This is a genomic window from Aliiroseovarius crassostreae (assembly GCF_025137635.1).
Taxonomy (GTDB): Bacteria; Pseudomonadota; Alphaproteobacteria; order Rhodobacterales; family Rhodobacteraceae; genus Aliiroseovarius; species Aliiroseovarius crassostreae.
Window position 1 is genome coordinate 2951142 of record NZ_CP080772.1, and the last position, 12821, is coordinate 2963962.

The 12821-nt window shown below is 58.6% G+C and carries 14 protein-coding genes; 5 read left to right on the top strand and 9 right to left on the bottom strand.

The window, feature by feature from the left end; all coding sequences use genetic code 11:
• Positions 1-2: 2 nt before the first annotated feature.
• From lptB to K3J57_RS14170, 8 genes are all read right to left on the bottom strand, one after another.
• Positions 3-779, bottom strand: coding sequence for an LPS export ABC transporter ATP-binding protein (gene lptB / locus K3J57_RS14135; RefSeq protein WP_173486210.1), 777 nt, complete (start codon positions 777-779; stop codon positions 3-5).
• On the bottom strand, positions 779-1276 hold the full coding sequence (locus K3J57_RS14140) for an LptA/OstA family protein (RefSeq protein WP_375542810.1): 498 nt from the start codon (positions 1274-1276) through the stop codon (positions 779-781). The genes lptB and K3J57_RS14140 overlap by 1 nt, the downstream gene beginning before the upstream one ends.
• Positions 1276-1890 carry an LPS export ABC transporter periplasmic protein LptC gene (lptC, locus tag K3J57_RS14145; protein ID WP_259792624.1) on the bottom strand — a complete coding sequence of 205 codons (615 nt, stop codon included), beginning with the start codon at positions 1888-1890 and terminating at the stop codon, positions 1276-1278. Before lptC ends, K3J57_RS14140 begins: the two co-directional genes overlap by 1 nt.
• Positions 1891-2008: 118 nt before the next feature.
• Positions 2009-2173 carry a hypothetical protein gene (locus K3J57_RS14150; protein ID WP_173486208.1) on the bottom strand — a complete coding sequence of 55 codons (165 nt, stop codon included), beginning with the start codon at positions 2171-2173 and terminating at the stop codon, positions 2009-2011.
• A 119-nt stretch (positions 2174-2292) separates the two neighbouring features.
• On the bottom strand, positions 2293-2904 hold the full coding sequence (locus K3J57_RS14155; RefSeq protein WP_259776162.1) for a ribonuclease D: 612 nt from the start codon (positions 2902-2904) through the stop codon (positions 2293-2295).
• A gap of 78 nt (positions 2905-2982) precedes the next feature.
• On the bottom strand, positions 2983-3855 hold the full coding sequence (locus K3J57_RS14160) for a dimethyl sulfoxide reductase anchor subunit family protein (RefSeq protein ID WP_259796401.1): 873 nt from the start codon (positions 3853-3855) through the stop codon (positions 2983-2985).
• Positions 3855-4589, bottom strand: coding sequence for a 4Fe-4S dicluster domain-containing protein (locus K3J57_RS14165; RefSeq protein ID WP_259792629.1), 735 nt, complete (start codon positions 4587-4589; stop codon positions 3855-3857). Before K3J57_RS14165 ends, K3J57_RS14160 begins: the two co-directional genes overlap by 1 nt.
• A complete protein-coding gene (locus tag K3J57_RS14170) occupies positions 4589-7414 on the bottom strand; it encodes a molybdopterin oxidoreductase family protein (RefSeq protein ID WP_259796403.1) in 2826 nt (941 codons plus the stop codon). Before K3J57_RS14170 ends, K3J57_RS14165 begins: the two co-directional genes overlap by 1 nt.
• Before the next feature lie 231 nt (positions 7415-7645).
• Between K3J57_RS14170 and K3J57_RS14175 the strand changes: the two genes are divergently transcribed.
• The 3 genes from K3J57_RS14175 to lpxK all read left to right on the top strand — a co-directional run bounded on the left by K3J57_RS14175 (position 7646) and on the right by lpxK (position 10878).
• Positions 7646-8563, top strand: a complete 918-nt coding sequence (locus K3J57_RS14175; RefSeq protein ID WP_259796405.1) for an alpha/beta hydrolase — start codon at positions 7646-7648, stop codon at positions 8561-8563.
• A gap of 84 nt (positions 8564-8647) precedes the next feature.
• Positions 8648-9877 (top strand): 3-deoxy-D-manno-octulosonic acid transferase, encoded by a 1230-nt coding sequence (locus K3J57_RS14180; protein WP_259796406.1) that lies wholly within the window; start codon positions 8648-8650, stop codon positions 9875-9877.
• A gap of 11 nt (positions 9878-9888) precedes the next feature.
• A complete protein-coding gene (gene lpxK / locus K3J57_RS14185) occupies positions 9889-10878 on the top strand; it encodes a tetraacyldisaccharide 4'-kinase (RefSeq protein WP_259796408.1) in 990 nt (329 codons plus the stop codon).
• A gap of 30 nt (positions 10879-10908) precedes the next feature.
• Here lpxK and dalA read toward each other — a convergent pair whose 3' ends face one another.
• Positions 10909-11418 (bottom strand): divisome-associated lipoprotein DalA, encoded by a 510-nt coding sequence (gene dalA, locus K3J57_RS14190; protein WP_259792656.1) that lies wholly within the window; start codon positions 11416-11418, stop codon positions 10909-10911.
• A gap of 174 nt (positions 11419-11592) precedes the next feature.
• On the opposite strand from dalA, the gene K3J57_RS14195 reads away from it, so the two are divergent.
• Both K3J57_RS14195 and K3J57_RS14200 read left to right on the top strand, forming a co-directional pair.
• Positions 11593-12186 (top strand): L,D-transpeptidase, encoded by a 594-nt coding sequence (locus tag K3J57_RS14195; protein ID WP_259773503.1) that lies wholly within the window; start codon positions 11593-11595, stop codon positions 12184-12186.
• 169 nt (positions 12187-12355) lie between these two features.
• Positions 12356-12808, top strand: a complete 453-nt coding sequence (locus tag K3J57_RS14200) for a c-type cytochrome (protein ID WP_173486198.1) — start codon at positions 12356-12358, stop codon at positions 12806-12808.
• The last annotated feature ends 13 nt before the right edge of the window (positions 12809-12821 follow it).

Consider the following 12821-nt stretch of genomic DNA (forward strand, 5'->3'; position numbering starts at 1 on the left):
GGTCAATTGATTGAAAAATTATGCCCGAGGTAAACACGCTTGACGTTTTCATCCTGCACCACCTCATCTGTGGTGCCATTCATCAGCATATGGCCATCATGCAGGATGTAGGCGCGATCGACGATTTCAAGCGTTTCGCGGACATTGTGATCCGTGATCAGCACCCCGATGCCGCGATCTTTCAGGTCATGCACAAGGCTGCGAATCTCGCCAACGGCAATGGGATCCACACCGGCAAAAGGCTCATCGAGCAAAAGGTATTTGGGATTGGCGGCCAGAAGGCGGGCGATTTCCACCCGACGACGTTCGCCCCCGGACAGGGCAAGGGCAGGGGCCTGACGCAGGTGGCTTATTGAAAACTCGTTCAAAAGCTCTTCCAGACGCTCGCGTCGCTTGTGTTGCCCCTGGGTCGAGATTTCGAGGATCGACATGATATTGTCTTCGACATTCATGCCGCGAAAAATCGACATTTCCTGCGGCAGGTACCCGATCCCGTATTTGGCACGGCGATACATCGGCAGCAGCGTGACATCGCGCCCGTCAATGGTCACCTGGCCGGCCTCTGGCGTGACCAGCCCGGCAATGGAATAAAATGTGGTGGTCTTGCCGCAGCCATTCGGCCCAAGCAGGGCAACCACTTCCCCCCGGTTCAGTTCAAGGGTCACATCGCGGATCACGGTTTTCTTGCGATAGCTTTTGCGCAGCCCGGTGACGCGCAACCCCTGCTGATCGTCCGGCTTGTCCGCTTGGGTGCCATTATCTACCGCAAGCTCTGGCATCAGTTTCCCCCGGTCTGAATGATGGACTTCACATTGCCATCCATGATGCCGGTGCCGGTGTTCAGATCAACGGTCAGTGTGTCTGAGGAAAGGGCATTGTTGCCCTGGGTCAGCAGGACATTCCCGGTCATCACAACCCGCCCGTTGTCGATTGTATAGGTGGCCTGATTGGCCTCTGCCGCCTCAGCGCCATTGACCAGGATCACATTTCCGCTGGCAAACAGTCGGGAAATCTCTCCGGTGCTGTTCGCGCCGGTCGCATATTCCACACGCACCTGACCGGCAGACAGGCGCATGTCGCCCTGGCCCACTTTGACATTGCCCTTGAAAATGGCCGTGCCATCAGCCTGGTTCACCTGAAGCTGGTCTGCGGAGACTTCGATCGGGAGCGAGCTGTCATGTTTGAGGCCGCCAAACGCGATCTGCGATTGTGCCATCGCATGCCCCGCCGCCAGCAGCGATATCAGGACGGTAAGTGACTTAACCAAATTCAGCACTATTCAACTCCCTTTTCTGGGGGATGATATATCAGTTTTACACCATCTTGAAATACCAGAAGATAGCTTCCGGATTGATGGCCCTGTTGTGAAATTCGGGCCCGCCCGGCAGTGAGTGTTCCAAACGGTCCCTCGGCGGAAACCGGTGTTTTTGAACGAATATCGGTTGCGTCGATTGACGCGGTCAGCGCATCGGTGTGAATGGTGTAATCCGTTGATGTCAAAAGGGTTACGCCGCCACTGAGGTCGATAAGATTTTCAGCGCCGTTGATCAATGCGTGCTGTGCGTCAATTTTCACATTGGCGCCATCCGGTGTTTCGATCCGCGCTTTCATCTCCTGGGCGGAGAAGGTGTTCTCACTTTCCGGGATGGCACTTTTTGCGGAAAAGGTGATGGCGGCCCCATCTCGGGTGACCGAGGAAAACGTTGGCTCGGCGATTTTTTCCTCTCGCATGATCGCATCCAGATCTATGCGCGCATAGCTCAGCGACTTGGTCGGGTCGATGGATTTCGAGATCAGGAAGATGGTGGAGAGCAGCCCAAGCGCAATCAGTGGCAGAAGAACTTTCAGCCAGGCAACCATGCGTGAATAACTGTTGTTATAAGAGGGCATTCCACGTCCTTTCCCCTCCTATCTAGCAACTTCACGCCCGTTGCCAAGGTCATGTCCGCATTCCGCCGCGCTTTCTGCCGGTTTCATTTGATGAAACAGACCCGCGGGGCGGTGTGCCTTAGAACAGCGACAGAAAGATGCGGAGCAGCACAATCCACATGGGGATTGCCAGGGCGGCCACCGGCAGGATCCACCAGCCCGAGATCAGGCGGCGATCCCCAATGGTGCGTCTTCCGGGTTTGGTCCTGGGTTTCGGCATTGCGAGAGCTGCAATCTGCGTCATGAGGAAAATCCCTGTAACTGTCACATGAAAGCAGTAGGGCAGAAAAGGGTTAACAAAGCCTCACCGGTGAGGCTTTTTCCAGCAAGATTATCAAGAAGGGCGTGCCGCCCCGACCGGGTCTAATGGGCGAAGATGTCCTGTTCCGGCCAACCTGCCAGATCAAGTTGTGCGCGCATCGGCAGAAAATCAAAGCAGGCCTGAGCCATTTCTGTGCGCCCTTCGCGTGCCAGGCGCGCGTCCAGCTCTTCTTTCAGACGGTGCAGGTAAAGCACGTCCGAGGCAGCATAGTCGAGCTGCGCGTTGCTCAGCTCTTCCGCGCCCCAGTCGCTCATCTGCTGCTGTTTGGAAATATCCACCTTCAGCAGCTGATCCAGAAGGTTTTTCAGCCCGTGCCGATCCGTATAGGTGCGCACCAGTTTCGAGGCGATCTTGGTGCAATAGACCGGTGCCGTGACCACGCCAAAGGCATTCAGCATGGCGGCGATGTCAAACCGGCCGAAATGAAAGATTTTCAGCACATTGGGGTTGGTCAGCATACGTTCCAGGTTGGGGGCAGAGGTCTGACCCTTCTCGATCTGAACCAGGTGCGCGTTGCCATCCCCCCCGGACATCTGCACCACACACAGCCGGTCGCGGTGCGGGTTCAGCCCCATGGTTTCACAGTCGATGGCCACCACCGGCCCAAGATCCAGCCCATCCGGCAGGTCACGTTTGTAAAGCGTGTTGGTCATGTCAGCCCTCAAATGCCCAAGAAAACACCTGTCCTACCTAGCGGTTTTTGGGGGAGGAGTGAAAGGGGGAAAGCGGGGTTATTTTCCGTAGTAGAGCCCAACCACATGGCGGGCCTCGGCAAAGAACAGCCAGCGCCCAACCGCAATCCCCACAAGGTGCAGCAGGAAGGCCACCGCGCTGACCAGATGCCCGGCAGGCAGTGCCAGCAGCGCGATTGCGGGCAGAATGCCGATCAGAACTGCGGCGATCTTGCGCAGCTTCTCTGCATGTTTGCGGCCAACCCGGTGGATCATTTCATCCATGACATAGTTGCGGGCGGTGTGGGCGCTTTCATACATTCGGACCTTGCCGATAGTGCCCAGCCCGGTGGCGCTTTCCATCGTGTCCGCCCCGTCTGCTTCGCGCCGGTCCCCCTCGCGCCACATCCAGACCATGACACCCGTCAACGCCAGCAGAAGGAGGCCCGCAAACAGGCTCTGCCCTGCCAATAGTGCCCCGCCAGCAAGTGCGTGCAACAGAAACATCACCGGCACGATCGGCTGATGCCAGCGCGGGATCGTGCGCAGCTGGGCATAGATCATCGAAGTGGTGAACACCGTGACCAGTGCCGAGAGTGACCCGATTGCACCAAGCGGGCCCAGATTGGTATCAAGGAAAACACGGCCAAACCCCACTGGCGCAAACAGGAGCAGCGTCAGGACGGCGGTGCACCCCTCGCGCGACAGCCAGCTGCTCCGCCACTGGCTGAAAGCATAGATAGCGTTTTTCTTGTTGCCGAGGTGAAAGGTCGAGGCCAGCAACCCGCCCACCGCCAGCGCATAAGCCAGCACAAAAAAGGCCAGGGCCGTGCCCCCCCGAACGGAAGGAATGTCCAGCCCCAGGAAGGCAAGAAGGCCAAAGCCCAGACCGGACAGGGTGGTGAAAAGGATAACGCTGGGTGCGGGATGCATCAGATACGCTCCAAAGCTTTGTCGAGCCAGCCAAGGAAGCCCTTGGGTTCATCTTCGGTCACGGGGGAAAGGGCCGGTGTGTCCAGCCGGTCTTTCAGGCGCGGTGGCAGGTATTTGTTCACCGGTTTGTTGCCCTGATCCGGCATCAGGTCAAACCCGCCGCGCTCAGCCACCAGTTTCGAGACATCGGATGTCGGATCCCCCAAATCACCGAAATGCCGCGCGCCTGCCGGGCAGGTGCGCACACAGGCGGGCACCCGGTCCTCTTCCGGCAGGTTTTCATTATAGATCCGATCCACGCAGAGGGTGCATTTCTTCATGATCCCGGCGTCTTGATCCAGTTCGCGCGCGCCATAGGCGCAGGACCAGGCGCAAAGACCGCAGCCGATGCAGCGGTCTTCGTTGACCAGCACAATGCCATCCTCGGCGCGTTTGTAGCTGGCCCCGGTCGGGCAGACCGTCACACAGGGGGCATCTTCGCAATGCAGGCAGGATTTGGGGAAATGCACGGTCTGGGCGGCGCCATTTTCGGGTTGAACCTCATAGCTGAAAACGCGGTTCAGAAACGTGCCTGACGGATCGGCGCCATAGGCATCGACATCCGAAAGCGGCGCGCCATAATTCTGCGTGTTCCAGCCTTTGCAGGCGGTGACGCAGCCGTGACATCCAACGCATGTGTCAAGATCAATGACCAGACCCAGCTTTTTCTGAGTGGTGGTGGGCAAACAGGTCATCAGATCTTCCTCGCAACAACATGCGGGCCCTTGCCCACCGGAGATTTGATCGGCGGATGAGCAGGCTGCGCTTCTGCCGGCTTCGGGTCGGCCTTGCGGATCTTCACCCGCAGGTCAAACCAGGCGGCTTGCCCTGTAATAGGGTCTGAATTGGCCCATCTCATCCCGTCCCCTTTGGGGGGCTGAAGTTCGTGGATGAGGTGATTGAGCAGAAAGCCTTCGCGGGCTTCCGGGGCATTTTCATCCAACGCCCAGGTCCCTTTGCGTTTGCCAATCGCGTTCCAGGTCCAGACCGTGTTTTCATTGAGGGCAGCGTGATGGGCCACCGGGACCGTTATGGTGCCATTGACCGAGCTGACCTCGGCGTAGTCGCCCTGTTTGAACCCGTTAGCTTCCCAGATCTTGGTGGGCAGATAAAGGTAGTTCTTGCCGGTGATCTGCCGCAGCCACGCATTCTGTGTGCCCCATGAGTGATACATGTGCATCGGGCGCTGGGTCAGGGCGTGGATCGGGTATTCCTCAATGTCCACATTGCCATCCTCAAATGGTTCATACCAGATCGGCAGCGGGTCCATGGTCTGGCGGACCCTTGTGCGCAGGTGCTCTGGCGGCTGGATGTCACCATGCCCCTCGGCGGCAATCTGAAATTTACGCATTGGTTCGACATACAGGTTGAACACATAAGGCGCTTCGGCATCAAAAATGCCGCGGGCGACGGCCCATTCCTGATAGGCTTTGTTCCAGGGTTTATAGAACGCCGCTTCGTCTGGCACATGGGAAACCCAGAAACCGCCATTTTCGATATATTTGTCGATTTGGGCTGGATTAGGCTCTCCTCGCCCGTCGCCATCGCCGTTTTTGCCCCGGAACCCGGCCAGCGGGCCAACGCCCGGTCGACGCTCATGGTTCACGATGTAATCGGCGTAATCTTTGTATTTTGCGCCGCCGTCTTCATCCACAAACCCGGGCAGGCCGAGCTTGGCGCCCAGCTGGATCAACGCGGTCTGAAACCCGCGCACATCCCGGTCGGGCTCAACCACTGGCCAGCGAATGGCATCCGCCGCACCATCGGCCTCACAAATCGGGCGATCAAGCAGCGAGATGCAGTCATGGCGCTCCAGATAGGTCGTGTCCGGCAGGATCAGATCCGCATAGGCCACCATTTCCGAGCTATAGGCATCGGAATAGATGATGCGCGGGATCACATAATCGCCGTTTTCATCCTTGTCGGTGAGCATCCGCATCACCTCGGATGAGTTCATTGACGAGTTCCACGCCATATTCGCCATATACATGAACAGCGTGTCGATCTTGTATGGATCACCGGCATGGGCGTTTGAAATCACCATATGCATCAGGCCATGCGCCGAAAGCGGGTTTTCCCAGGTGAATGCCTTGTCGATGCGCTTGGCGTTGCCGTCCTCATCCAGCAGAAGGTGTTCCGGCCCCAGCGGATAGCCCAGATGGGGGCCGTCAAGCGGCTGTCCGGGGGTGACGCCCGCATGAGGCTTTGGGTGTGCCTCTGGCGGTTTGGGGTAGGGCGGTTTGAAGCGGAACCCGCCGGGCACCTCAACCGACCCCAGCAGGATTTGCAGCAGGTGCAGCGCGCGACAGGTCTGGAACCCGTTTGAATGGGCTGAAATACCGCGCATGGCATGGAACGCCACCGGGCGGCCAATCATCTTGTCGTGTTTTTGCCCCTTCCAGTCCGTCCAGGGCTGATCGAGCACGATCTCTTCCTCAAAGGCGACACGGGCCAGTTCGGCGGCAATAGACCTGATTTTGGCGGCGTCAATGCCGGTCCGCTCTGCCACGGCTTCGGGCGCATATTCTGCGCTCAGATACCGTTCCGCAATCAATTGGAACACGGTGCGATGGGTGATGTCACCCTCGACCATCTGCGCGGCGAGATTGGGGGTGACGCCTGGGCAGTCATAGTCCATCAACTTGCCGCTGTCGCGGCAGATCACCTGTGGCTTGCCGCTGGATCCCCGGACAAACAGCCCCTTTTCAGGCGAGTTAGGGTCTTCATCAATGATGAAACCCGCATTGGTGTAGCGTGCCAGATAGGCCAGGTCGACCTGCCCTGCGCGCAGCAATTCGTGCATAAGGGCCATGATGAACAGCCCATCCGTGCCCGGTGTGATACCCACCCATTCATCCGCCACCGCGTTATAGCCTGAGCGGATCGGGTTCACGCCAATCACCTTGGCGCCGCGGTCTTTCAGCTTGCCCAGCCCGATCTTGATCGGGTTGCTGTCGTGGTCTTCGGCCACGCCAAACAGCATGAACAGCCGGGTGCGCTCCCAGTCGGGCTGGCCGAATTCCCAGAAGGCGCCACCCATTGTATAGATGCCGGCCGCGGCCATATTGACCGAACAAAACCCGCCATGGGCCGCGTAGTTCGGGGTGCCATAGGCCTGGGCAAACCAGGACGTAAAACTTTGTGACTGATCGCGCCCGGTGAAAAACGCCAGTTTCGAAGGGTCTTTTTCGCGCAGCGGGGCCAACCAGCCAGCCGCGATTTCAAGCGCCTCTTCCCAGCTGATCTCCTCGAACTCGCCAGATCCGCGTTCCCCCACGCGCTTCAGGGGCGCGCGCAGGCGCGAGGGTGCGTAATGCTGCATGATCCCCGAAGATCCCTTACCGCACAGAACGCCCTGATTGACAGGGTGGTCCCGGTTCCCTTCGATATAGGCGACCTGGCCGTTTTTCATGTGCACATTGATTCCACACCGGCAGGCGCACATGTAACAGGTGGTCTTGCGCACCTCATCGGATACGGCAGGTGAGGTGTCGATCTGGGGTTGGTCGAGCTTGGGCATACTGTCCTGTCGCTGGCTGGTATGATCAGTTTCGGGTTTCGCGAGCGTCAACTGTCTGACCCGCTTTTGCTGTCGGTTCTGAACCCAACCAGCAGGACCCCGCTCAGTGTAGGGCCAGATGGAAATCGGAAATAGGACCAGTGTCAATCTTTTTACCTGATCTGAAGATGTTGCGTGGTGCAGCTTCAGGCATGTATTGCCAAACCTGCCGGGTGCTCCTACCGTTCTGCCATGGATTACGAAAACATCATTGATGCCGAGACCTGGGCGTTCATACGCAAGACGGAAGACTATTATCCGCCGGATGCGATTGACCTGACGATTGCGGAGCAGAGATCTATCTATGACCGCATGTGCCGGGCCTTTTTTGAGGGCTACCCGGAGGGGGTCTCGGCGCATGACGCAATGGCCGATGGCGTGCCGGTTCGAATTTACGAAGCGGCCCCCGTTTCGGGAACGGTGGTTTATTTCCATGGTGGCGGGTTTGTGGTCGGCGGGTTGGAAAGCCACGATGATGTCTGCGCTGAAATCTGTGCCCGGACCGGGTTGCGTGTCGTTTCTGCGGATTACCGGCTATGCCCGGAACATACCCATCCGGCAGCCTATGAAGATGCACTGTCTGTGGCGCGATATGCGTCTCTAACATGGCCGGGAGTGACTGTTCTTGCCGGGGATAGTGCGGGTGGAAACCTTGCAGCAGCCGTCGCCCATACCCTGCGTCGGGAGGTCCCGCTGGCCGGTTTGGTGATGATCTATCCCGGACTTGGTGGGGATATGACAAAAGGGTCCTATCTGGCACATGCGAGCGCCCCGATGCTGACGCTTGAGGATGTGAAGTTTTACGCGACGCTGCGCCATGGGACACAGGATTTTCCCGATGATCCCACCGCATCCCCGCTGCGGGACAAGGACTTTGCCGATCTGCCGCCCACCTATGTCGTAACGGCGCAATGTGATCCGCTTTCGGATGATGGGCGGGCGTATTGCGATGCTGTCCGCGATGCGGGTGGGCGTGCCGTTTGGCGTGAAGAGGAGGGGCTGGTGCATGGCTATTTGCGTGCCCGCACCAGCGTTGCGCGCGCCGGGCGGAGTTTTGACCGGATTATCGCCGTGCTGACTGCATTTTCACAGGGAAAATGGTCGTTCTAACCTTTTCCCCCGCCCCGTGCTGGCTTAGATTGACGTGCAGGATCCAGTCAGAGATCGCGCGAAAGACGGGCAGAAGGGCAGGCCATGTTGCCTCCGGGAATTTATCTGTATCAACTGATGCATCATTTCGTCGGGCGCAGGTCCGAGGGCGAGGTTTGCGATGGGCTGAGCCGCCCCGAAGGCGGCCCGTTGATCTGGTGTCAGGTTGGGGATGGCGGAGAGCTGCCCGCATTGGAGGATTTCATCCGGCAGGTTGTTCGCACCCGGGATGATCTTTGCTTCCTGATTACTCTGCCGAGCGGACACGCGCCTTGGGATCCCCCGGAAGACCTTGGGGACGTGCTGCTTTCCTGCGCGCTTCCTGATGGCGGCCTGAAATCGGCCAAACAGTTTCTGGATGTCATGCGCCCGGATCTGGTTCTGTGGATGGATCAGAAGCTGGACCCGCCCCTGCTGGGCCTTGTTCATCAGCGCAGCATCCCGGCGCTCTGGATCAATGCGCGTGCGCCTGTCTCAAGCGGGGGGGTGCTGCCTTGGTGGCGTGGGACAATGCGCGTCTTGGCCTCAGGATTCGATACTATTCTTGCTGAAAACGAGGCCGCGGCGTCGATGCTGTCCCGGCTTGGTGTGTCGACAGGAAAAATTCGCGTGGTCGGGGCGCTGCAGCGTCAGACGCACCCCCCAAGCTGCAACATGGCCGAACGGGACGACATGGCGCAGGTGCTGGGGGCCCGGCCGCTTTGGCTGGCGCTCAACACGGCGGCAGAGGAGGAGGCCGCGCTTGTTGAGGCGCATCGTCAGGTCATGCGAAAATCACACCGCTTGCTGTTGGTCATCGTGCCGGATGATCCCGCGCGCGCGCCTGTTCTGGCGCGCAGGCTGGAGCAGGACGGCTGGGTTGTGGCATTGCGTTCCGAAGATCAGCCCCCCACACCCGAGGCGCATATCTACATTGCCGACCTGCCCGAGGAAGAGGGGCTTTGGATGCACCTGTCGCCAATCACCTTTATCGGTCACACGCTGAGCGGAGGGGGGTGCCTGTCACCCAACGCGGCGGCATCTCTCGGCTCCGCCGTGGTGTTTGGCGCTGCTTTGGGTCAGGATACCGACGCGTTTGAGCGTCTGGAGGCGGCGGGCGCTGCGCGCCGGGTGGCAAGCCGCGAACATCTTGCACAAGAGGTCGAATACCTGTTGCAGCCAGAACATGCAGCGCAGATGGCCATGGCGGCATGGGAAATTATCACCAGCGGTGCCGAGTTGTCAGGTATGATCGAGGAAATGGTTCTGGATCTGCTTGATAAAAACGGTCTCTAGGGAAGGTTGCTATGAAAACTCCGTCTTTCTGGTTTACCCCGCCGGACCGTCCGCATTGGCGGGCAAGATTGCTTGCCCCTCTGGGCTGGCTTTATGGCATGGGCACAGCGCGCCGGGTGCAGGCCAGCGGATATCGGGCCCAGGTGCCGGTCATCTGTATTGGCAATATCAATGCGGGCGGAACCGGCAAGACACCAACCACCATTGCCGTGGCGCAGTATCTCATGGCCAAGGGGCTTGTGGTCCATATCGTTTCGCGTGGGCATCGGGGCAGTTTGGAAGGCCCCGTGCAGGTTGACGAGCGCCGACATCAAGCCGACGAGGTCGGGGATGAGCCATTGTTGATGGCCGCTTTCACCAGCACCTGGGTTTCCAAGGATCGGGCCGCAGGAGTGCGTGCAGCGGAAAGCGCCGGTGCCGATGTCATTCTGATGGATGATGGATTCCAGAACCCCGATGTGGAAAAAAGCCTGTCCATTGTGGTGGTGGATGCGGTGAAAGGGTTTGGCAATGCGCGCTGCATTCCGGCAGGTCCGCTGCGGGAACCGGTGCAGGAGGGGCTGAAACGCGCGGATCTTTTGCTGTCTATCGGCCATGATAGAGCCCAAAAACGCTTTGCCGAGGCCTGGGGTGCTCAGATCCATCTGCCGCATATGACAGGCAGGTTGGAGCCGTTGCAGATGGGGATGGATTTTGACGGGCTGGATGTGATGGCCTTTGCCGGCATCGGCCACCCGGATAAATTCTTTGCAACATTGCAGGGGATGGGGGCCAATCTCTTGCGGTCTGAAGCCCTGGCGGATCACCAACCCCTGACGGATGCCCTTATGAAGCGTCTTGAGCTTGAGGCTGCAGCCCTTGGGGCGCAGCTTGTGACCACCGAAAAGGACGCAGTGCGACTGCCGCCTTCGTTCCGGCGGCGCGTCCTGACGGTGCCTGTTCGTCTTGAGCTTGCAGACTGGGCGCCGTTTGATGCCGCGTTCAAGTCCTGCGCAAGGTGATGTGGTCTGACGTCGAAACCGGAAAGCCGGTCAGCTGCCCATAAGCAGCGTCCACCAGATCTTGCCGCTTGGCTCCTGATGCCAGGCAAAACCCAGATTTTGCGCGGCAGGTGCCAGAATGACGTCCCGTGTCCCCGGTTCATCCATCCAGGCGGACAGGGTTTCCAGTTCGGTTTCATAGGTTTCCGAAATGGCTTCACCCAGCATCAGCCCCGGATACCCGGTGCGTGCCACCCGATCAATCGGAGAGGAGCCGTCAGATCCGAAATGCCACGGACGGTTCTGGACCGACATATCCCGGGAATGGGTGGCGGCCGCTGCGTTCAGCTGGGCATTCAGGGTCACAGGACCGACGCCCGCCGCCTGACGCAGTGTGTTGACAGAATCCAGCATGCCGTACTGGATCTTCGAATGCTGCCTTTCGCTGATTCGATAGATCTTGGCGATGGTTCCATCCGCGCGCGAATAGGTGCCATCCGTGGTCGAGCAAGCTGCCACCAGAAGGGTGAGGGCCAGGCTGATGAAAATCCGAGGTGTCATGCGGTTCTTCCGAAATCGTGAATAGTCCCCCTGTATATAGGAATGTTGCCGGGATCAAACGCTACCGGCGGAATTGTGCGGTATAACGCCTGTTTGATTTGCGACTGCGGCTTAAGCGCCATATATAAGGCCAGAACTGCTTGCATGTGTTGGAGATTGATGATGGCTGACTGGATGAAAAATGGGTTCAGCAGGCGTGCGTTTCTTGGGTCGTCCGTGGCTGCTGCCTCTGCCGTGGCTATGCCTGCTTTTGCGCAGACCGGGGAAGAGACCACCGAGGTGGAAGCGGATATCAGCACGCGCGTGCGTCGCAACATCTCGTCCTTCCGGTCGCTGGACTGGCGCCCCTATTTTTCGAATACGAAAAACGGTGTGATCCTTGTCGATATCACGTCGCGCGCGCTGCATTACTGGTCTGAGGATCAGTCGGAATACAAGCTCTACCCCTCGTCCGTGCCGCTGACCGAGGATCTGACCCGCAAAGGTCGCACCAAGATTGTGCGCAAGGTCGAAGGCCCCAGCTGGCGCCCGACCCCGTCGATGAAATTGCGCAACCCCGAATGGCCCGATTACATTGGCCCTGGCCCGGATAATCCGCTGGGCACACATGCGCTTTATCTGAGCTGGACCTACTACCGCATTCACGGCACCCACGATACGCGCAAGATCGGTCGCCGTTCGTCCAATGGCTGTATTGGGCTTTACAATGAACATATTGCCGACCTGTTTGCACGCGCCAAGGTCGGCACGCAGGTCTTGATTATCTGACGGATCAGACCACGACATGTGGAAAGCCCCGCCGGTTTCGGCGGGGTTTTTTGTTTGGAAAATCGGACATTTCACAGCGAAACAAACCGTATTTTGCTTAACAATTGTCAAGATTCCGTGAGGGCTGCCCGACTATTTTGATCAGGAGAAGCTGAGTTTGGAGACTAAAATGCGGGAAGTCATGACAAAGACCATGGCACGCAATGTGTTCTATGGCGGCTCTCTGTTCTTTATCGTCGTGTTCCTGATCCTGTCGGCCCAGTCCGTCAGCCACATCAAGAACAAGTCGACCGTTCATGCGGAGCTGACAGAGAGTGTAGCCAAGGGCAAGCGTGTCTGGGAAGAAAACGCGTGCATCAACTGTCATACGTTGATGGGCGAAGGGGCGTATTTCGCGCCCGAACTGCAAAACGTGATGGCACGTTGGGGCGTCGAGGACGATCCTGAAGGTGCGTTCGACACGCTGCAGGGTTGGATGGAAGCGATGCCGACAGGCATCGAAGGCCGTCGCCAGATGCCACAGTTCAACCTGACCGAAGAACAGATTCGCGACCTCGCGAATTTCTTCCTCTGGGTGAACAAGATCGATGCCCAGGGCTGGCCGCCCAATGAGGCAGGCTGAGGCACGGAGGAAA